Annotated in this window: 15 protein-coding genes; 8 read left to right on the top strand and 7 right to left on the bottom strand. The window is 65.0% G+C overall.

The features are described from left to right. Window positions 1-42 precede the first annotated feature (42 nt). A complete protein-coding gene (gene bcp / locus ACFWIX_RS00750) occupies window positions 43-522 on the top strand; it encodes a thioredoxin-dependent thiol peroxidase (RefSeq protein WP_377214200.1) in 480 nt (159 codons plus the stop codon). 209 nt (window positions 523-731) lie between these two features. On the opposite strand, the gene ACFWIX_RS00745 is transcribed toward bcp, so the two are convergent. Continuing rightward, window positions 732-908, bottom strand: a complete 177-nt coding sequence (locus ACFWIX_RS00745) for a hypothetical protein (RefSeq protein WP_377214199.1) — start codon at window positions 906-908, stop codon at window positions 732-734. A 281-nt stretch (window positions 909-1,189) separates the two neighbouring features. Between ACFWIX_RS00745 and ACFWIX_RS00740 the strand changes: the two genes are divergently transcribed. Next, window positions 1,190-1,999 carry an IclR family transcriptional regulator gene (locus tag ACFWIX_RS00740; RefSeq protein WP_377214198.1) on the top strand — a complete coding sequence of 270 codons (810 nt, stop codon included), beginning with the start codon at window positions 1,190-1,192 and terminating at the stop codon, window positions 1,997-1,999. 319 nt (window positions 2,000-2,318) lie between these two features. Continuing rightward, the gene (locus ACFWIX_RS00735) at window positions 2,319-4,250 is read left to right on the top strand and encodes a BCCT family transporter (RefSeq protein ID WP_377214197.1); all 1,932 of its coding nucleotides are present in this window, start codon (window positions 2,319-2,321) and stop codon (window positions 4,248-4,250) included. 64 nt (window positions 4,251-4,314) lie between these two features. Here ACFWIX_RS00735 and ACFWIX_RS00730 read toward each other — a convergent pair whose 3' ends face one another. Next, window positions 4,315-4,995: a GntR family transcriptional regulator gene (locus ACFWIX_RS00730; RefSeq protein WP_377214196.1), complete on the bottom strand. Its 681-nt coding sequence runs from the start codon at window positions 4,993-4,995 to the stop codon at window positions 4,315-4,317. Window positions 4,996-5,116: 121 nt separating this feature from the next. On the opposite strand from ACFWIX_RS00730, the gene purU reads away from it, so the two are divergent. The 5 genes from purU to ACFWIX_RS00705 all read left to right on the top strand — a co-directional run bounded on the left by purU (window position 5,117) and on the right by ACFWIX_RS00705 (window position 12,926). Continuing rightward, window positions 5,117-6,022: a formyltetrahydrofolate deformylase gene (purU, locus tag ACFWIX_RS00725; protein WP_377214195.1), complete on the top strand. Its 906-nt coding sequence runs from the start codon at window positions 5,117-5,119 to the stop codon at window positions 6,020-6,022. Window positions 6,023-6,069: 47 nt separating this feature from the next. Beyond that, entirely contained in the window at window positions 6,070-8,562 is a 2,493-nt protein-coding gene (locus ACFWIX_RS00720; protein WP_377214194.1) for an FAD-dependent oxidoreductase, read from the top strand. Window positions 8,563-8,566: 4 nt separating this feature from the next. Next, a complete protein-coding gene (locus ACFWIX_RS00715; protein ID WP_377214193.1) occupies window positions 8,567-9,193 on the top strand; it encodes a cyclodeaminase/cyclohydrolase family protein in 627 nt (208 codons plus the stop codon). Then, the gene (locus tag ACFWIX_RS00710; protein ID WP_377214192.1) at window positions 9,190-10,095 is read left to right on the top strand and encodes a bifunctional 5,10-methylenetetrahydrofolate dehydrogenase/5,10-methenyltetrahydrofolate cyclohydrolase; all 906 of its coding nucleotides are present in this window, start codon (window positions 9,190-9,192) and stop codon (window positions 10,093-10,095) included. Before ACFWIX_RS00715 ends, ACFWIX_RS00710 begins: the two co-directional genes overlap by 4 nt. A 323-nt stretch (window positions 10,096-10,418) precedes the next feature. Then, window positions 10,419-12,926 (top strand): FAD-dependent oxidoreductase, encoded by a 2,508-nt coding sequence (locus ACFWIX_RS00705; protein ID WP_377214191.1) that lies wholly within the window; start codon window positions 10,419-10,421, stop codon window positions 12,924-12,926. A 92-nt stretch (window positions 12,927-13,018) separates the two neighbouring features. Here ACFWIX_RS00705 and fdhA read toward each other — a convergent pair whose 3' ends face one another. The 5 genes from fdhA to ACFWIX_RS00680 form a co-directional block, all read right to left on the bottom strand. Next, entirely contained in the window at window positions 13,019-14,233 is a 1,215-nt protein-coding gene (gene fdhA / locus ACFWIX_RS00700; RefSeq protein WP_377214190.1) for a formaldehyde dehydrogenase, glutathione-independent, read from the bottom strand. 34 nt (window positions 14,234-14,267) lie between these two features. Further along, window positions 14,268-15,683, bottom strand: a complete 1,416-nt coding sequence (locus ACFWIX_RS00695) for a ferredoxin reductase (protein WP_377214189.1) — start codon at window positions 15,681-15,683, stop codon at window positions 14,268-14,270. Continuing rightward, window positions 15,680-16,984, bottom strand: a complete 1,305-nt coding sequence (locus ACFWIX_RS00690; RefSeq protein ID WP_377214188.1) for an SRPBCC family protein — start codon at window positions 16,982-16,984, stop codon at window positions 15,680-15,682. Before ACFWIX_RS00690 ends, ACFWIX_RS00695 begins: the two co-directional genes overlap by 4 nt. Before the next feature lie 354 nt (window positions 16,985-17,338). Next, a complete protein-coding gene (locus tag ACFWIX_RS00685; protein WP_377214187.1) occupies window positions 17,339-19,693 on the bottom strand; it encodes an FdhF/YdeP family oxidoreductase in 2,355 nt (784 codons plus the stop codon). Between the two features lie 13 nt (window positions 19,694-19,706). Continuing rightward, window positions 19,707-20,792: an S-(hydroxymethyl)mycothiol dehydrogenase gene (locus ACFWIX_RS00680; protein WP_377214186.1), complete on the bottom strand. Its 1,086-nt coding sequence runs from the start codon at window positions 20,790-20,792 to the stop codon at window positions 19,707-19,709. Window positions 20,793-20,939 lie beyond the last annotated feature (147 nt).

The raw sequence follows: 20,939 nt of genomic DNA, 5'->3' as shown, positions 1-20,939 counted from the left end.
ATGCTTTGCCCGTCAATGACATTGCCTGCCAAAGGAAACGCCATGAGCCACGCCCTGACCACCAAGCTTCAGCCCGGAACGCCGGCTCCTGACTTCATCCTCAAGGACGCCCAGGGCCGCACCGTCTCATTGGCCGACTATCGGGGCAAGAGCGTCATCGTGTATTTCTATCCCAAGGCCGCGACGCCGGGCTGCACCACCGAAGCATGCGACTTCCGCGACAGCCTCGCTTCGCTGCAGGGCAAGGGCTATGAGGTGCTGGGCATCTCCCCGGATGCGCCTGAGGCCCTCGCCGGTTTTACCGGCGACTTCGGACTGACATTCCCGTTGCTCTCGGATCCGGACCACGCCGTGGCTCTGGCATACGGGGCCTGGGGCGAGAAACTGGTCAAGGGGGAAATCGTGGAGGGCATCGTCCGTTCCACGGTGGTGGTGGACCCGGCCGGCAACGTTGCCCTGGTCCAGTATCAGGTCAAGGCCGAAGGCCACGTTGCTTCCCTTAAGGAAGAACTGGGTCTTTAAGTCTTCTTAGGGCTTCTTCCACCATTTGCCGGGCCAGTCATTTTCGATGGCCCAGAGCGCCATGAGCAGCGCATCCATGGTCATGAGTCCCGCAATCAGGTACGCCCAACCGGATACAGATCCCATTGCAATCTCCTGACTTGGTAACCCCCAGCCACTCGATTGCTTTCCAGTGTGGCACTTAATGCCGCGCAGCGGAACGGGCAGGGCTATCGCGCAAGGGCAGCGAGCCGGCCGTGGGCCTCGGTCTCGATGTGGAGCCGGCGGGTGAGTTTCTCGACGTGCTCGGATACCGCGGCGCCTACCTGCAGCCGGTCACCTGGCCAGCTCGATACCTCCCGGGATTCGGCCAGGGCATCAGCCAGTTCCCGGGCTAAGGCACGCAATTTTCGTGAGTGAGCGTAAAGGCGAAACAGGGCCTTGGCCCTGTCCGCTCCACTCCGCTTCATTTGTTCCATTGGCTTCCCCGCCTTCCGCGAGCTGCCGAGCCTCCGGTACGCCCGCCGTCGGGCCCTGCCGCTGGAGACCGCTGCTATGAGTGTCCCCGGCAGACCTCAATCTCCCGACAAGCAGGCGCAAAGATTTCCACAAGATCCGGCCAACGCACGGGGCGCCGTGCCCCGGCGAACCTCCTCCCGCGGGGCAGGGTCGCATAGGATCAGGAAGTATGGCTTCTAAACACGAACCGGAATCCGATCACGACGCCGAGGGCGGCCAGTCCGGCGGGGTCCAGTCCGTGGAGCGCGCCCTGACTGTCCTGGAGATCCTCGCGCGGGACGGGCATGCGGGCGTCAGTGAAATAGCCGACGAAATGGGGATCCACAAGTCCACTGTCTCCCGGCTCATGGGTTCCCTGGTGACCCGCGAGATGGTCCATCAGAACAGCGAGCGCGGGAAGTACCAGCTCGGATTTGGCATCCTGCGGTTGGCGAGCTCCATTCCAGGCCGTTTGAGCCTGGTGCACGAAGCGCGGCCTGTCCTGGAAAGCCTTGCGGAAGAGTTCAAGGAAACCGTCAACCTTGCGGTGCTGCGCTCCAACTATGCGGTTAACGTGGACCAGGCGATGGGCCCCTCCACCCTGGCCACTTATGACTGGGTGGGCAGCCTCACCCCACTGCATGCCACCTCCAGCGGCAAGGTCCTCCTGGCTGCGCTGGAAGCTGACGAACGCGACCGCATCCTCAAGGAAACCGGCCTGGCTTCGCGCACGTCCCGCACCATCACGAAACGCAAGGAACTGGACGCACAACTGCTGGACGTAGCGAGCAAGGGGTACGCCCTGGTGCGCGAAGAGTTTGAGATTGGCCTGAACGCTGTGGCGGTGCCGGTCTACAACCATCAGGCCACCGTGATTGGTGCGCTAAGCATCTCGGGCCCGGCGTTCCGGTTCGACCCCGAAAAAATACCTGGCCTGATTGAGTCGCTCAAGGAAGCAGGACTGAAAGTCAGCGCCAACATGGGCTACACCGTCCGTTAGGCAGTTTCCGGCTACAGGTACCTTTTCCGGGCCCGCTTATAGCGCAACATGAATCACATTATGCAACATACTGTGGGCCGTCGTCATGTGCGGGGTCAAGAGGTTCATGGGATGACGCATTCTTGACTTTGACAGTGACGTAGCCCACTCTTGTTGCTTAGCGCGAACTCTGTTGATCTTTGCGGAACACCTCCCCCATAGGGCTCACGACCCTGCCTCCGTTGGCCAACGGCTGCCCCAATCATCCTTAGGGGATTGGACAGCCGCTGGCCCTGCATCTAAAAAGCAAGCCCATGGACTAGCCAAAGGACCCGCTTTCATGGCCATTAATAGTGAACTGACTTCCCGCAAGCCCAAGGTTCCGCCGTCAAAGGACGACGTAACCAACGAGACCCGGCTCGACGATGAGCCGACGGTCGAACCACCCGTTCCACATGCCGTCGACGACCACGAGCAGATCATGGAGGAGTTGCGGCTTACGCAGACCGAGCAGGCTGTCTCGCAGCGCCGGAACCGCAAACTCAGCCTGGACAAGGTCACCTTCGGAATCACCGGCGCGGCAGCTGTAGCCTTCGTGGTCTGGGGGTTCGCAGACCGGGACGGCCTGTCCGCCACGTCCACGGCCGCCCTGAACTGGGTCATGGAGTACACGGGCTGGCTCTTCATGCTCCTGGCCTCGCTCTTTGTGGTCTTCGTCCTGTGGCTGGCCCTGGGCAAGTTCGGCAACATCCCACTGGGCAAGGACGGCGAGAAGCCGGAGTTCCGCACGATTTCCTGGATCTCCATGATGTTCGCCGCCGGCACCGGCATAGGCCTGATGTTCTACGGCGTGGCCGAACCGCTCTACCACTTCATCTCTCCCCCGCCGGGCACTGTGGACGGACAAACCCCCGCCGCCATCCAGACAGCCATGGCGACCTCCATCTTCCACTGGACCCTGCACCCCTGGTCCATGTACGCCGTTGTCGGCATCGCCCTCGCCTACGGCACCTACCGCCTGGGCCGCCGCCAACTCATCTCCGCGGCCTTCACGTCGATCTTCGGGGTGCGCGCCGTTGAAGGGCCGGTCGGCAAATTCATCAACATCCTCGCGATCTTCGCCACCCTCTTCGGGACCGCCGCGTCCCTTGGCCTGGGTGCGCTGCAGATCGGCAGCGGCCTCACGTCCAACGGCTGGGCCGGCGAGATCGGCACCCCGATCCTTGTGGTGATCGTGGCCATCCTGACCTTCTGCTTCGTAGCCTCCGCCGTATCCGGCGTCAGCCGCGGAATCCAGTGGCTCTCCAACATCAACATGATCCTGGCCGTCATCCTGGCACTCATCGTGTTCGTCGCCGGTCCCACGCTGTTCATCCTGAACCTCATCCCGTCCGCCATCGGTGACTACGTCCGCGACCTGGCCGAGATGTCATCGCGCACGGAAGCCGTGGGCGATGAAGCCCTGCGCGCCTGGATGTCCGGCTGGACCATCTTCTACTGGGCATGGTGGATCTCCTGGACGCCCTTCGTGGGCCTTTTCGTCGCCAGGATCAGCCGCGGCCGAACCATTCGGCAGTTCGTCACCGGCGTGATCCTGGTGCCGAGCGTCGTCAGCATTGTCTGGTTCGGCATCTTTGGCGGGACAGCCATCAATTTCCAGCAAACAGCAGCGGCGACCGGCAACCCGGACGGTGCCGTTGCCAAGCTTGTCGACGGCTCACCCACCGTCGATTTCAACGGCAGCTTGTTTGAACTGATCAAGGTCCTTCCCCTGCCGGCCTGGGTCATCCCGGTCGTCATCGCGCTGGCCATGCTGCTGATCACGATCTTCTTCGTCACGAGCGGGGACTCCGCCTCCCTCGTTATGGGTTCGCTCAGTTCCAATGGCTCCAGCGAGCCGAACCGCGGCGTGATCGTCTTCTGGGGAACGCTGACCGGGGCGGTAGCAGCGGTCATGCTGCTGGCGGGCGGTGATGAGCCTGCCGAGGCTTTGTCCGGCCTGCAGCGGATCACTATCGTCGCGGCGCTGCCTTTCATCATCGTCATGCTGCTGCTCTGCTTCGCGCTGGCCAAGGACCTGCGCCGGGATCCCCTTGCCCTGCGGCGCCGGCTTGCCGACTCCATGGTGGAGCGGGCCGTCCGCACAGGGGTCGAGCAGCACCGCGGTGTCCAGTTTGAGCTGGTAACGAAGCACGAATGCGCAGAAGGATGCGCCGACGACAGCCCCTGCCCCGGCGCCGGCCCAGACGTGGAAAGCGCGCCGGCACGATAGGCGCGGATAGCTGTGGCCCCCGGCGCGTAACGCACCGGGGGCCACAGGCGTAAGGGTTCGCCGGTCAGGCCTTGAACAGGGCTTCCCGGACGGCCTGCTCAAAGCCGCTCACATGCACCGTGGCAAGCTCGGCAGCCCGCTCCTCATCGCCGTCAATGACGGCACGCAGCAGGTCAACATGTTCGTGGACATGGCGGGAAAGGTCCGGCAGCCGGTCAATGACCATGCACCAGATCCTGGTCGCAAGGTTGTCATAGCGGATCAGTATGTCTTCCAGGTGGGGGTTGGCTGCTGCAGCATAGAGACCCTGGTGGACGCGCGCGTCCAACTGCAGCGTTTCCGTTACCGTGGCCGCCGCGACGTCAAAAGCCTCGACCGTTTCAAGTGTTTCACGCAGCTGGGCGCGGACCGTCGGCGATGCCACCCGTGCCGCCCTGGCCGCAGCAAGGGGTTCCAGCTGGGCCCTGATCTCAGAGATGTAGGAAAGGTCCGTAACATCCACGCGGGTGGCGAAGGTGCCACGGCGGGGATAGGTCTTGACCAGCCGGTCCAGTTCCAGGCGTTTGAGTGCTTCGCGCACAGGGGTCCGGCCGATACCCAGCTTCTTTGCCAGAAGCTCGTCGTTCAGCAGCTCACCGGGCTTAATTTCCAGGGTCAGCAACCAGTCGCGGATGCTCCCATAGGCGACGTCCGCGAGGGACTTCCTCCCCGCGTCCTCCGTCACGGCCAAAGCTTCGAATGCCATGCTGAGCCCCTTCTTGGCAACCAGAAAAAAACTATTGACCCCGACTGTGGACCAGTATACGCTGGCAGCCAATCTAATATATCAGTTTGCCACTTTGGAATATATCTAGAAGGAGGAGGGTATGACCCTCATGGAAGCAGCATCAGCAACCATCACCCTGCCGGCGCTCAAGGAAGAGCCCGCGCAGAAGTTTGTACTGACCCTGACCTGCAAGGAGCAGGCAGGGATTATGCAGGCAGTCACCACGTTCCTGTTCGAGCGCGGCTTCAATATCGACGAGCACCAGCAGTTCGACGACAGCCTGCGCGAGACCCTCCACCTGCGCACCGCCTTCTCCGGCTCACCCACCTACACGCCTGCCATGCTCGAGGAAGAGTTCGCAGGCATCGCCAGCCGGTTCGACATGAAGTTCAGCTTCCACGACCAGACCCCCAAGCGCGTCTTGGTGATGGTGTCCAAGTTCGGCCACTGCCTCAACGACCTCATCTTCCGCTGGCGGGGCGGGAGCCTGGGCGGCGAACTGGTGGCCGTCGTGTCCAACCATGAGACCCACCGCGCGATGGCTGAAGCCGCCGGACTCCCCTTCATTTACGTCCCCGTCACCCCGGACACCAAGGCCGACGCAGAACGCCGGCTGCTGGAGCTGGTGGATGAGTACGAGGCCGACCTCGTGGTCCTGGCCCGTTACATGCAGGTGCTCTCGGACGACCTCTGCCGGGCACTGGAGGGCCGCGCCATCAACATCCACCACTCCTTCCTGCCTGGGTTCAAGGGCGCACGCCCCTACCACCAGGCCTACGACCGCGGAGTCAAGCTGGTGGGTGCCACCGCCCACTACGTCACCGCAGACCTGGACGAGGGGCCAATCATCGAGCAGGAGGTCATCCGGGTGGACCACACCTATGGCCCGGCGCAGCTGTCCACCGTCGGCCAGGACGCCGAAGCACTGGCCCTCTCCCGCGCCGTCCGCTGGCACTGCCAGCACCGCGTGCTCCTGGACCAGACCAGCACCGTGGTGTTCCGATAAGCACCCATCGTCCGCAGACATAACCCGTAAGCAGCAGGAGAGACCCCTTGGAATCGTCACCACGCATTGTCATCATCGGAGCCGGCATCGTCGGCACCAACCTCGCGGATGAGCTCGTCACCCGGGGCTGGAACAACATCACTGTCCTGGACCAGGGACCCCTCAACATGCCCGGAGGCTCCACCTCGCACGCTCCGGGACTGGTCTTCCAGACCAACCCCTCGAAGTCCATGGCCCTGTTCGCCAAGTACACCGTGGAAAAGCTGCTGTCGCTGACCGAAGGCGGCACTAGCTGCTTCAACCAGGTCGGAGGCCTGGAAGTCGCCACCACCGAAACCCGCCTCGCCGACCTGAAGCGCAAGCTCGGCTACGCCGCAGCGTGGGGCATCGAAGGCTCCCTCCTTTCCCCCGCCGAATGCAAGGAGCTTTACCCCCTCCTGAACGAGGAGGACATCCTGGGCGGCCTCCACGTCCCCAGCGACGGCCTCGCCAGCGCCGCACGCGCGGTGCAGCTGCTGATCAAGCGCACGGAGGCCGCGGGCGTAAAGTACCTCGGCAACACCACGGTCACCGGCATCGAACAGTCCGGCCGGCAGGTCACCGGCGTCCAGACGCCCGACGGCGTGATCCCGGCAGACATCGTGGTCTCCTGCGCCGGGTTCTGGGGCGCGAAGATCGGCGAAATGATCGGCATGTCCGTGCCGTTGCTCCCGCTGGCGCACCAGTACGTCAAAACCACTCCGGTTCCCGCACAGCAGGGCAGGAACGAACTGCCGAACGGCGCGCAGCTGCCCATCCTCCGGCACCAGGACCAGGACCTCTACTACCGCGAGCACGGCGACCGGTACGGCATTGGCTCCTACGCCCACAAGCCCATGCCCGTGGACCTGGACGAACTCGGCAGCTTCAAGCCGAACGAGATCAGCGAGCACAACATGCCGTCCCGGCTGGACTTCACCGTGGAGGACTTCCTCCCGGCCTGGGAAGCCACCAAGCGGCTGCTCCCCGCCCTGCGCGAAAGCGAGATCGAGGACGGCTTCAACGGCATCTTCTCCTTCACCCCCGACGGCGGCTCCCTCGTTGGCGAGTCCAAGGAACTTGATGGCTTCTTCGTCGCCGAAGCCGTCTGGGTCACCCACTCGGCAGGCATCGCCCGTGCCGTCGCTGAACTCCTCGTGGACGGCAAGTCCAGCATCGACCTGGGCGACTGCGACATCCACCGCTTCGAAAACGTCCAATTGACTCCCGAATACGTCAGCGAGACCTCCCAACAGAACTTCGTCGAGATCTACGACGTCCTGCACCCGCTCCAGCCCAAGCTCTCACCGCGCAACCTGCGCGTGTCCCCCTTCCACGCCCGCCACAGGGAACTGGGCGGCTACTTCCTCGAAGGCGCCGGCTGGGAACGGCCCTACTGGTTCGAGGCCAACGCCGAACTGCTCAAGGAAATGCCTGCCGAATGGCAGCCGCCGGCCCGGGATGCCTGGTCCGGTATGTTCAGCTCCCCGATTGCCGCAGCCGAGGCATGGAAGACGCGAACCGCCGTCGCGATGTACGACATGACGCCCCTGAAGCGCCTCGAAATCTCCGGCCCCGGCGCCCTGAAGCTGCTGCAGGAACTGACCACCGCGGACCTGAACAAGAAGCCGGGAGCCGTCACCTACACGCTGCTGCTGGACCACGAAGGCGGGATCCGCAGCGACATCACCGTTGCCCGCCTCACGGAGGACACCTTCCAGCTCGGCGCCAACGGCAACATCGACACCGCCTACTTCGAACGCGCCGCCCGCCACCAGACCGAAAGAGGAACGGCCAACGAATGGGTCCAGGTCCGCGACACCACCGGCGGCACCTGCTGCATCGGGCTGTGGGGCCCGCTCGCCCGCGACTTGGTCAGCACGGTCAGCAGCGATGACTTTTCCAACGACGGCCTGAAGTACTTCCGATCCAAGAACGTGGTCATCGGCGGCGTCCCCGTGACGGCCATGCGCCTGTCCTACGTCGGTGAGCTGGGCTGGGAACTGTACACCAGCGCCGACAACGGCCAGCGCCTCTGGGATGCACTCTGGAAGGCCGGCCAGCCGTTCGGCGTCATCGCCGCGGGGCGGGCCGCGTTCAGCTCGCTCCGCCTGGAAAAGGGCTACCGCTCCTGGGGCACGGACATGACCACCGAGCACGACCCCTTCGAGGCCGGCCTGGGCTTCGCCGTGAAGATGGCCAAGGACAACTTTGTCGGAAAGGCGGCCCTGGAAGGCCGCACCGAGGAGAACTCCGGTCGGCGCCTGCGGTGCCTCACGGTCGACGACGGCCGCAGCCTGGTGCTGGGCAAGGAACCGGTGTTCTACAAGGACCAGGCCGTCGGTTACGTCACCAGCGCCGCCTACGGCTACACGGTGAAGAAGCCGATCGCCTACTCCTACCTGCCCGCCGAAGTCTCCGTCGGCGACTCCGTGGAGATCGAGTACTTTGGACGCAGGATCGTCGCCACGGTCACCCAGGATCCGCTGTACGACCCCACCATGACCCGGCTCCGCGGCTAGCACCATGATCAGTTCAGAGACAGTGAGCAGCTACCTCACCCGGCTGGCCGCTAAGCAGCCGACGCCTGGCGGCGGCGCCGCTGCTGCGCTGCATGCGGCGCAGGGCGCCGCCCTGGTGGCCATGGTGGCGCGTTACACCACCGGCGCCAAATTTGAGCAGCACGCACCGCTGGTGCAGCGGATCACCCAGGCAGCCGACGACCTTGTCGCCGAGGCACTGAGCCTGGCTGAAGCGGATGAACATGCCTTCCAGGCAGTCATCGACTCCTACAAGCTCCCGTCCGACACCGCTGAACTCGAGGCCGCCCGCACTGCCGGGATCCAGGCCGCACTGATCCGGGCGGCACAAACGCCCGCCCAGCTCGTCAAGCTGTCAGGCGGCATCGTGGACCTCGCCACCGAGCTGTTCGACGTCGCCAACGCCAACGTCATCAGCGACGTGGCAGCGGCCGCCGATGCCGCCCGTGCGGCCGCCACAACAGCGCGCGTCAATATCGATATCAATGTCGTCGCGGTCAAGGACCCGGAGGCTCGCGCGCTCCTGGCCCAGCAGACGGACGGGATTGAGGAAAAAGTGGTCCTGGCGGCAGATGCCCTGTCGGCCCGGGTTCGGGAAAGGATCCTTGGTTGAGTACCTCAATACTTTCCGGAAAGCCGTTGGCGGCTTTGTTCCAGCAGGAGGTTCAGGACCAGGTCCGGTCGCTTGGACTGCACGGCATCCGCCCGGTCGTGGCGGTGGTCATGGCGACCGCCGATGAATCGACGCGCTGGTATGTCCGTTCCATCGAGCGGGCGGCGGAGCGCGCGGGGGTCGGCTGCCGGGTCATCGACCTGGGCCACGACGCAACGGAATCGGTGTTGGCCAGCGTCCTGCGGGACCTGAGCGCCGAACCGTCCGTGAACGGCATCATCCTGCAAGCCCCGCTGCCGCCCGGTGTCCGGACGGACAACCTGGTGGGCCTCATCGCCCCGGAAAAAGACATTGACGGCGCCAATCCGCTGAGCCTGGGACGCCTTGCCGTGGGGCAGCCGGCCTTTGCACCCGCTACCGCCCGCTCCGTCGTCGAAATCCTTGACCACTACCAGGTTCCCGTGGCGGGCAAGGCGGTGGTGGTGGTGGGCCGGTCCGCCGTCGTAGGCAAGCCGCTGTCCCTCCTGCTGCTGGCACGCGATGCCGCGGTGACGGTCTGCCATTCCAGGTCGGGCCCGCTGGAGCGGTACACGAAGAATGCGGATGTAGTGGTGGTTGCCGCCGGCCGCGCCGGGCTGCTGACCGGCAGCCACGTCTCCTCCCAAACGGTGGTGGTCGACGTCGGCACGAACGTCCTTGCCGACGGCTCGCTGGTGGGTGATGTGGACGAAGCCAGCGTCACCGGGACCGTAGCGGGGCTCACTCCGGTTCCGGGCGGCGTCGGCTCCGTGACCACCGCGTTGCTGCTCCTGCACACCGTGGAGGCTGCACGCCGGCAATCGTCCTCCGTTCCGCTGCCGACCGACGCCGTGGAGTCCCAGGTCCTGGAACCGACGGGCTAGGAAGGCACAGCGTCAGCAACGGATGTCCCGTTTTCCGTGAGAGGTGCTTCGGTGGGCCTAAAACCTGGGGAGGTATTCCTCATCGAAGCACCGCTTTCGGAAAACGGGATGACATGCAAGAGGCCTTCGCCGCACCAGCGGCGGAGGCCTCTTTGCTGCCCTCAACACGCTGGTGCCGTGCCCGCAACAAAGGAGGGCACCCTTGACATCCCCTGTGAGCTGCGCCACACTGTTGCATATAGTGATGCGCGTTGCTCATAGCGAAGCGAATCCCGGCACGCCGGCACGGCGGATTCCAGCACCAACCAGGAGAACCAAGAATCATGAGCGCATCACCACGCGTCGTCATCATCGGAGCCGGCATCGTCGGTACCAACCTCGCCGACGAGCTGGCAAGCCGCGGCTGGAACGACATCACCGTCGTCGAGCAGGGTCCGCTGGAGCTCGCTGGCGGCTCCACGTCCCACGCTCCGGGCCTCGTGTTCCAGAACAATCCCTCCAGGACTATGACGGAATTCGCCACCTACACGGTGAACAAGCTCCTGGCGCTGAGCAAGGACGGCGAGTCCTGCTTCAACCAAGTCGGCGGCCTGGAGCTGGCCACCACGCCGGAGCGGCTGGCCGACCTCAAGCGCAAGATGGGCGTGATGACCTCCTGGGGCGTCGAAAGCCGGATCATCGACGCCGACGAATGCGAAAAAATCTACCCGCTGTTGAACACCGGCACGCTTTCCGGCGGCCGCGAAGTCCTGGGCGGCCTGCTTATCCCCACGGACGGGCTCGCCCTGGCGGCCCGCGCTGTGCAGCTGCTGATCGAGCGCACGCGCGAACGCGGCGTCACCTACCGCGGCTGCACTACCGTCACCGGTATCGCCCAGGAGGGCGGCAAGGTCACCGGCGTGGAGACCTCCGCAGGACTGATCCCTGCCGACATCGTGGTGTCCTGCGCAGGCTTTTGGGGCCGTGAGCTGGGCAGGATGGTGGGGCTGGAGGTGCCTCTCCTGCCGCTCGCCCACCAGTACGTTGTCACCACGCCGCTGGCCGAACTCGAGGGTGTCAACGAGCTGCCAAAGGGCGCCAGCAAGCCCATCCTGCGCTATCAGGACAAGGACCTGTACTACCGCGAATGGGGAGACCGGATCGGCATCGGCAGCTACGCCCACCGCCCGATGCCGGTGGACATGTCGGCCCTGCCGAAGGTCTCAGCAGAGGAAATGTCGGACCACCGCATGCCTTCCCGCCTGGACTTCACCCTCGAGGACTTCGCGCCCGCATGGGAGGACAGCCAGGACCTGCTGCCGGCGCTGCGCAGCACCGAAATCCAGGACGGTTTCAACGGCATCTTCTCCTTCACCCCGGACGGCGGCCCGCTCATGGGCGAGGCACCGGATGTTGAGGGGTTCTTCGTGGCCGAGGCCGTCTGGGTCACGCACTCCGCCGGCGTTGCGAAGGCCATGGCGGAGCTGATCATCGACGGCCAGCCGCAAACCGACCTGCACGGCTGCGAGCTTTCCCGCTTCGAAAAGGTCCAGACCTCCGACGCGTACGTCAGCGAGACCTCCCAGCAGAACTTCGTGGAGATCTACGACGTGATGCACCCGCTGCAGCCCCGGGAATCCCCGCGCGACCTGCGCGTCAGCCCGTTCAACGTCCGGCAGAAGGAACTGGGAGCGTTCTTCCTGGAGTCGGCCGGCTGGGAGCGGCCGCACTGGTTCGAGGCCAACCGTGGCCTGCTGGAGGAGCTGCCGGAGGAGTGGAAGACTCCGGAGCGGGACTCCTGGTCCGCCCTGTTCTCTTCCCCCATTTCCGCAGCCGAGGCGTGGAAGACGCGTACCGCCGTCGGACTTTTCGACATGACGCCGCTGAAGCGGCTCTCTGTAGTGGGTCCGGGCGCGCAGGCGCTGTTGCACCGGCTCAGCACGGGAAACATCGCCAAGAAGCCGGGTGCCGTGACGTACTGCCTGCTGCTGGAGCACGACGGCGGCATCCGCAGTGACGTGACCGTCGCGCGGCTGGCGGAGGAAGACTTCCAGCTGGGCGTCAACAGCAACGTGGACTTCGACTACCTCCGGGTGGAGGCGCGCAGGCAGTCGGCCGCAGACCCCTCCCAGTGGGTGCACGTCTCGGACATCACCGGCAGCACCTGCTGCATCGGCCTGTGGGGTCCGCTGGCGCGCGAGGTCATTGGCAAGGTCAGCACCGATGATCTCACCAACGACGGCCTGAAGTACTTCCGCACCAAGGAAATCTCCGTGGGCGGCATCCCTGTTACCGCCATGCGCCTGTCCTACGTCGGCGAACTCGGCTGGGAGCTGTACACCACCGCCGAGTACGGGCTAAAGCTGTGGGACATGCTGTTCGAGGCCGGCCGGGAGCACGGCATCATCGCCGCAGGCCGCGGCGCGTTCAACAGCATGCGGCTGGAGAAGGGCTACCGGCTGTGGGGCACGGATATGACGTCCGAGCACCACCCCTACCAGGCCGGGCTGGGCTTCTCCGTGGCCAAGGACAAGACCGGGTTCGTGGGCGCCGAGGCACTCGCTGCGCTCCGCGAACAGCCCGCAGCCAAGACGCTGCGCTGCCTGACGGTCGACGACGGCACGTCAGTGGTGTTGGGCAAGGAACCGGTGTTCGTGGCCGGTGAAGCCGTTGGGTACGTCACCAGCGCGGCCTACGGCTACACGGTCCGCAAGCCCATCGCCTACGCCTGGCTGCCCTCCGCCGTCGGCGTCGGGGATGCCGTGGAGATCGAGTACTTCGGGCGGCGCGTGGCGGCCACCGTTTCCGCGGAGCCTCTGGTGGACCCCGGCATGGAGCGCCTCCGCGGCTGATCCGCCCCAATCACACCAGCCATGACAATGGCGGCACCCCCACGGGGTGCCGCCATTTAGCTTTGCCGTTCTTTACAAACGGAAACCAGGCATCAGTTATTGAGGTAACCGTTCGGGTCCAGGACGTACTTCGTGGCAGCCCCGGCGTCGAACTCCGCGTACCCGCGCGGGGCATCGCCGAGCGAAATGGCCGTAGCGTTGACTGCCTTGGCGATCTGGATCCTGTCGTGCAAAATCGCCATCATCAGCTGCCGGTTGTACTTCATCACCGGGCACTGGCCTGTGGTAAAGGACAGGGACTTGGCCCAGCCAGTGCCCAAGGAGAGGGACAGGCTGCCTTTCCTGGCTGCCTCGTCAACGGCCCCAGGATCGCCTGTCACGTAAAGGCCGGGAATGCCCACGGAGCCGCCGGCAGTGGTGAGGTCCATCAGTGAATTGAGCACGGTGGCCGGCGCTTCCTGGGCCCCATGGCCGTGTCCGCGGGCCTCGAAACCGACGGCATCGATACCGGCGTCGACTTCCCGGACACCGAGTATCTGCTCGATCTGGTCGGCGGGGTCGCCGTTGGCGACATTGACGGTTTCGCAGCCGAAGGAGCGGGCCTGGGCCAGGCGGTCTTCATTGAGATCGCCCACGATGACCACTGCCGCTCCCAGCAGCTGGGCACTGGCTGCCGCTGCAAGACCCACGGGCCCGGCACCGGCGACATAGACGGTGGACCCAACGCCGGCCCCTGCGGTGACTGCGCCGTGGAAGCCCGTGGGGAGGATGTCGGAGAGCATGGTCAGGTCCATGATCTTCTCAAGGGCCTGATCCCGGTCCGGGAACCGCAACAGGTTCCAGTCGGCGTACGGAACCAGGACGTACTCCGCCTGGCCACCGACCCAGCCGCCCATGTCGACGTAGCCGTAGGCAGAGCCGGGACGGTCCGGGTTCACGTTCAGGCAGATTCCGGTCTTGCGCTCTTTGCAGTTCCGGCAGCGGCCGCAGGAAATGTTAAAGGGGACCGAGACGATGTCCCCCACCTTGATGAACTCGACGTCGGGCCCGGTCTCGATGACTTCGCCGGTGATCTCGTGCCCCAGCACGAGGCCGGCGGGGGCGGTGGTCCGGCCGCGGACCATGTGCTGGTCAGACCCGCAGATGTTGGTGCTCACGGTGCGCAGGATGACGCCGTGGGGGACCTTCCGGCCAACATTAGCGGGGTTGACGCCGGGGCCGGCTTTCAATTCAAACGAGGGATAGGGGGTGTCGATGACCTCGACAACTCCGGGCTCCTTGTACGCAACAGCTTTGTTACCTGACATGGGCATGGCTCCTATGGTTGGCGTTTGGTTCTGGCTAAGCGTCGATCACCATGTCGGTGCGCGCAGTGGAACAGCAAGGAAGGAACTTGCCGGCATCAATTTCCCGTTTGCGGATTCCGCCCTGGTGGTTCATGTCGATCTCCCCGGACAGCTTGACCACCTTGCAGGAGCCGCACATGCCCTCCTTGCAGTTGGCGCCGATCCGGACACCTGCACGCTGTGCCACCCCGAGGATGGGCTCCTCCGGATCGATCCGCACATTGATCCCGGTTCGCATGAAGGACAGCGTGAGGCTGCCGGTTCCGACGGTGTCGAAGCTTGAGGCGTCGGGGGCCTGCGCCTCCGGGGCCGCAGCCGCGGCGCCGGCAGCGGCTTCCGGGTTCGCGGCTTCGAGGTTTGCGGCTTCCAGGGCGAGTCCCGCGGCCTGGAGGGTTCCGTCAGCGTCGTAGCCGGGCTCGTAGATCCCGAACGCCGCGGGCTGGCCTTCGAAGTAGTCCTCGGCGGACTCCGCGATTTCCTCAGCGATCTCCTCGGCGATGTCCGCCGCCAGGGCGAGCTCGGCCTGGTATTCAAGGAGCGTCTGGCGGTCACCGGAGAAGAACTCCATGTAGATGGAGGTGTCGTCGACGCCCACCTTCGTGAGCAGCTCAGTAGCCGTGTTCAGGTAACCCTCAGGGCCACAGGCGTAGACCTGGCGTCCGTTGGCGTCGGGAGCCACCTCATCGATCATGGCCGCCGTCAGCCGCCCGGTGAAGCCTTCCCAGTCCTCGGGCCTGCCGCGGTCGCCCAGGGCGTAGAAGACCTTGATGCGGGAGTCCACGGACGCGATGTAGGCCAACTCCCGGTGGAAGGCAAAGCCGCCCGCTTCCGCACCGTGGTAGAGCACCACCACGTTGGCAGTGCCGGGCAGCGAATGGATCGTCCGCAGCATCGACATGATGGGGGTGATGCCCGCGCCCGCCGCCAGGAAAAGGTAGCGCGCGCGACGGTCGGCGTCCGGCAGGTGGAAGGCCCCCACGGGTCCCAGCATGTCCAGGACGGTGCCGGGCCTGACATTCTCGTGCACCCACGGTGAAACCAGCCCGCCGGGGTCACGCTTGACGGTGACGCTGAAGGTCCACGGTTCCGTGGGTGAACTGGACAGCGAGTAGCTGCGGTCCACCGGTTCGTGGTCATCGCCGTTCACAGGGAAGGCGATGTTGACGTACTGCCCCGCGCGGAACGCAAGGGGCGCACCGTCGCAGCGGCGGAACACGAACGTCATCATGCCGCCTGCTTCGGGAACGGTCTCGACGCATTCGGCCATGAACTCCTGCGGATGCCACGGGCCCAGGGCCTTGGCTGCGCTGGCCGGTCCCTCGATGGTGCCCATCACCCGGTTCCACGGCATTTCAAGGCCGCGGATGCGCTGTGGTTCCCGGACGGGCGTCTTGGTGAGGACGTCAATCATGCCAGGTGCTCCTGCACGCGCTGGACGTACCAGTTAATGAAGGCCTCCACCTGGTACTCGCTCTTCATGTACGGGCCGGGCTCGTACGCGGGGCTGGCAGCGCCCTGCTGGCACAGTTCCACGAATGCCTTGTCCTGGAGGTTGGTCTGCTTCCAGGTGTAGGTGAGCTTGTCGAGGTCATAGTCAACGCCTTCTTCGGCGTCGTCAGCCACCAGCCAGGTGGTGCGGACCAGGGACTGGTGCTCGTTGATGGGGAAGACGCCGAAGGTGATGACGTGGTCGCCCAGGAAATGGAACCAGCTGTTGGGCTGCAGGTGCATCGAGCAGCGGCCCAGGCGGAAGTCCGGCAGGTCGCCGAGCAGCTTCTTGGAGAGCCTGCGGCCGTCCGCCGAGAAGGATTCGCCCTCCCCGTCCAGGGATTCGCGTGAAATACGGATACCGGCAATGCGCGTATCGAGCTCCTCAACCACCTCGTAAGGCAGGCCGTAACGGCGGCACCGCTCCTCGAGGGAGGACTGGGCTTCCTTGTTGCGGTCCCAGACCTCTTCGAGGTGGGCCGGGATCAATCCCTCGGTCAGGCCCCACGTGGGGAAGAGCGAGCAGGCGAGTTCCGGGTGCCCGTCGCAGTGGTAGCACTCCCGGTTGTTCTCCATGACAAGCTTCCAGTTGCCCTCTTCGATGATGTTCTGCTGGTAGGCAATCTTCGTCTTGGACAGGTCGTGGGGTGCGAGGTAGGGCTCGAAGATCTTGGAGGTCTCGTCGAAGTCTGCGGGCGGTTCATCTGCGATGCAGACGAAGATGAGCCCGGCGACCTCGCGGCTGTGGGCGCGCTTGAGGGCAAAGCAGTTCTTGTCGAATTTGGCTTCGCCGGGGGCGGAGGCGTGGATCAGGTTGCCCTCGGGCGAGTAGGTCCAGGAGTGGTAGCCGCAGACCAGGTTTCCGGTGGAGCCGGCGGCTTCGGTCAGGACACGCGCACCGCGGTGGCGGCAGACGTTGTGCAGGACGTTGACGTTACCCTCGTCGGTGCGCAGCACAATCAGGGAGTAGGGGCCGTAGTCCACCGTGATGTAGTCGCCCGGCTCCGGCAGCTCGGCAACGCTGCCGGCAAAGATCCAGTGCTGGCCGAAGATGGCCTCCATATCGAGCTTGAAGATCGTCGGGTCGGTGTAGAAGGGGGCATCGAGGGAGTAGCCGGTGCGCCGCAGGGCGAACAACTCCGTAATTTCAGCAAGCTGCTCGGCAGGCAATGTTGACGCGAGCTTTCCGCGTGCGCTGAGCGGCACGTTCACTGAAGTAGTCATGTGTTTTCCTCCCGATAGGGCTGGTCTTGAGCGAAATGAAGTGATGACGGAGCAGGCGGGCCACCAGGAGGCGTCCGGGACGTTCTGTTCGTGAATGTGGGGAGGTCCAACACCAACAGAAGCGATGAATCCAGAGGAAATCTGGAAGCATCTAACGCAACAGCGATCACCATATGCAACAGTGTGATGCCTGCCACGTCCCGGTGTCAATGAATTTCGGATATGACGAAAAAGCATGGATTCGCGGCGCCCCACGCCGTAACAAGCGCCGTCCCTCCAGCAACAAAACGGCGGCACACCGGGCAACCGGTGTGCCGCCGTCGCGGGCCTTTTATCGTCGATGCACCCGCACGGCTAAGCCGGCGTCCCTGCCAGCTCCCCTGCGGACGCCTGGGCAGCCGCCACCACGGCCTGGTGCGGCTCAAAGCGGACGAACATGGCTTTGAATCCGGGCGTGTTGGACACACGGGCCACGTTCTCCTTGTGGACCAGTGCGTTGGCCTCCGGGAAGTACGCGGCAGCGCAGCCCTTCGCGGTGGGGTAGGCCACCAGGCGGAACTTGTCCGCCCGGCGGTCCACACCCTGGAAGGTGCTCACCACGTCCACAAGGTCCCGGTCCTGGAAGCCGGATTCCGCGAGGTCGTCCGGGTGGATCAGGATCACCCGGCGGCCCTCGGAGATGCCGCGGTAACGGTCGTCCAGGCCGTAGAAGGTGGTGTTGTACTGGTCGTGGCTGCGGATGGTCTGCAGCACCAGGTGCCCGGGCGGCGGGGTCAGGTACTCCAGCGGGCTGACGGTGAACCGGCCGCGGCCGATGTCCGTGGCGAAGGACCGGGTGTCGCGCGGCGGGTTGGGCAGAACGAAGCCGTTCTTGGTCCGGACCCGGGCGTTGAAGTCCTCGAAGCCGGGCAGGACGCGGGCGATATGGTCGCGGATCACGTCGTAGTCCTCGGCCATGCCCCGCCAGTCCACCGGGTGGTCCGGGCCGAAGGTCGCCTCGGCCATCCGGGCCACGATCACAGGTTCGGCCAGCAGGTGCTCGGACACGGGGGTCAGCCGCCCCTGGGTGGAGTGGACAACGGACATGGAATCCTCCACGGACAGGAACTGTGCGCCTTTGGGGTGCTTGTCGTCCTTATCCGTCCGGCCCAGGGTGGGCAGGATCAGCGACGTGCGCCCGTGGACGATGTGGGACCGGTTCGGCTTGGTGGAGATGTGCACCGTCAGCCCGATCCGCTGCATGCCCGCTTCCAGGGCTTCGGTGTCGGAGCAGGCGAGCGAGAAGTTGCCGCCCATGGAGACGAAAACGTCCACTTCGTCGCGCTCAAACGCCTCCATCGACTCCACGGCGTCGTAACCGTGCTGCCGGGGCGAGGTGATGCCGAACTCGTTATCCAGCGCGGCCAGGAGCCATTCCTTGGGCTTTTCCCAGATGCCCATGGTCCGGTCGCCCTGCACGTTGGAGTGGCCCCGGACGGGGCAGGCGCCGGCGCCCGGCTTGCCAAAGTTGCCCTGCAGCAGCAGGACGTTGACCATTTCCTTGATGGTGTCCACGGAGTGCGGCTGCTGCGTCACGCCCAGCGCCCAGCAGAAAATGGACGCCTTGGACTTGATGAGCATCCCGGCCACGGTTTCGATCTGTTCCCGGGACAGGCCCGTGGCCTTCTCGGTCTCATCCCAATCGAGGGTTCGGCGGGCCTCGCGGTAGGCGTCAAACCCGTCGGTCTGGGCAGCAATGAAGGAATGGTCGACGACGGTCCCCGGGTTTTTCTCCTCGGCTTCCAGCAGGAGGTGGCCGAGTGCCTGGAACAGGGCCAGGTCGCCGCCCACCTTGATCTGCAGGTACTCGTCAGCGAGCGGCGTGCCGCCGCCCACCACGCCGGAGACAGTCTGCGGGTCCCTGAAGTTGAACAGGCCGGCCTCGGGCAGCGGGTTCACGGCCACCACCTTGCCACCCTTGTCCTTGCACTCCTTCAGCGCTGACAGCATGCGCGGGTGGTTAGTGCCGGGGTTCTGCCCGACAACGAAGATGAGTTCCGCGTCGTGAATGTCGTCCAGGGACACGGTGCCCTTGCCGATGCCGATGGTCGGGTTCAGTGCCGATCCGGAGGACTCGTGGCACATGTTGGAGCAGTCCGGCAGGTTGTTCGTCCCTATGGACCGGGCGAACAGCTGGTACAGGAACGCCGTCTCGTTCGCCGTGCGGCCGGAGGTGTAGAACACGCAGCGGTCCGGGGTGCTGGCCCGGACGTGCTCCCCGATCAGCTCGAACGCGTCATTCCAGGAGATCGGCGAGTAGTGCGTCTCTCCCTCCCGGATCACCACAGGCTCGGAAAGACGGCCCTGGTTGCCCAGCCAGTACTCCGTCTTGGTGGACAGCTCGGCAATCGAGTGCTTGGCCCAGAACTCTGCGCCGACGGTCCGGAGCGTGTTCTCCTCGGCCACGGCCTTGGCACCGTTTTCGCAGAACTCCGCGGTCTTGCGCTTCTTATCCGACTCCGGCCAGGCGCAGCCCGGGCAGTCGAAACCGCCGCGCTGGTTCAACCGCAGCAGCGAGTGGGCGGTCCGGGCCACACCCGCTTGGGCCACTGCCCGTTCGAGCGCCACCATGACGGCCTTGACCCCGGCCGCTTCGGTCTTGGGCTTGCGGACGACGAGTTCGTCCTCGTTGATGTCCGCTACGGGGGCGGGCTGCTTACCGAACTTCATCGTTCCAACTTCCTCAGATCTCCACTACCGAACGCAGGACTTTGCCCTCGTGCATCTTGTGGAAGGCTTCCTCCACCTGGTCGATGGTAATCCGTTCAGAGACAAAGGCATCCAGATCCAGGTTGCCCTGCTGGTAGTGGCTGACCAGCATGGGGAAGTCGCGGGAGGGCAGGCAGTCGCCGTACCAAGAGGATTTCAGCGACCCGCCGCGGCCGAAGACATCCAGCAGCGGAAGTTCGAGCGTCATCTCGGGCGTCGGTACGCCGACCAGGACCACGCGGCCGGCGAGGTCGCGGGCGTAGAAGGCCTGCTTGTAGGTTTCAGGACGGCCGACGGCGTCAATCACCACGTCTGCTCCATTGCCTCCGGTGAGGGCACGGATGGCCTCCACCGCGTCTTCCCGGCTGGAGTTCACACCCTGGGTTGCGCCGAGGGCTGTGGCCATGCCGATCTTGTTGTCATCGATGTCCACGGCGATGATCGTCGTCGCTCCTGCCAGCTTCGCCCCGGCAATCGCCGCAATGCCCACGCCGCCGCAACCGATCACGGCCACGGATTCACCGCGCTTGACCTCGCCGGTGTTGATGGCGGCGCCGATGCCGGCCATCACACCGCAGCCCAGCAGGCCGACGGCGGCTGCATCAGCGTCCGGGTCCACCTTGGTGCACTGCCCGGCCGCCACCAGCGTTTTCTCCGCGAACGCGCCAATGCCCAGGGCGGGCGAAAGCTCAGTGCCGTCCTCGAGGGTCATCTTCTGTGTGGCATTGGCAGTGTTAAAGCAGTATTGCGGCGCGCCCTTCGCGCACGCGCGGCACTGCCCGCAGACCGCGCGCCAGTTCAGGATCACCCGGTCCCCGGGGACCACATTGCTGACACCCGTGCCCACAGCGCTCACCACACCCGTGGCCTCATGGCCCAGCAGATAGGGAAAATCGTTGCCGATCCCGCCCTGCTTGTAATGCAGGTCGGTGTGGCAGACGCCGCAGGTGAGGATGTCCACCAGCGCTTCGCCTGGCCCCGGGTCCGGTACCAGGATGGTCTCCAGTGTGACCGGGGCGTCCTTCTCCCGGGCAATGACGGCTTGAACTTTGTGAACCATGTCTTCGTGTTCCTTTCGTGGAACCGGGGCCGGATCCGGTCTGCGTAGCCGCGCCCGATGAAATGAGCCGGGGGAAGTGCTGCGCTTGTTGCGCAATGCACAACAAGCTGCGCGTTATGCTTACGCGAATATGGCAGCGTCCACACG

It is taken from the genome of Pseudarthrobacter sp. NPDC058362, assembly GCF_042723515.1.
Classification (GTDB): domain Bacteria; phylum Actinomycetota; class Actinomycetes; order Actinomycetales; family Micrococcaceae; genus Arthrobacter.
The sequence above is the reverse complement of the archived record's forward strand: the minus strand, read 5'-3'. Positions and strand labels throughout refer to the sequence as shown.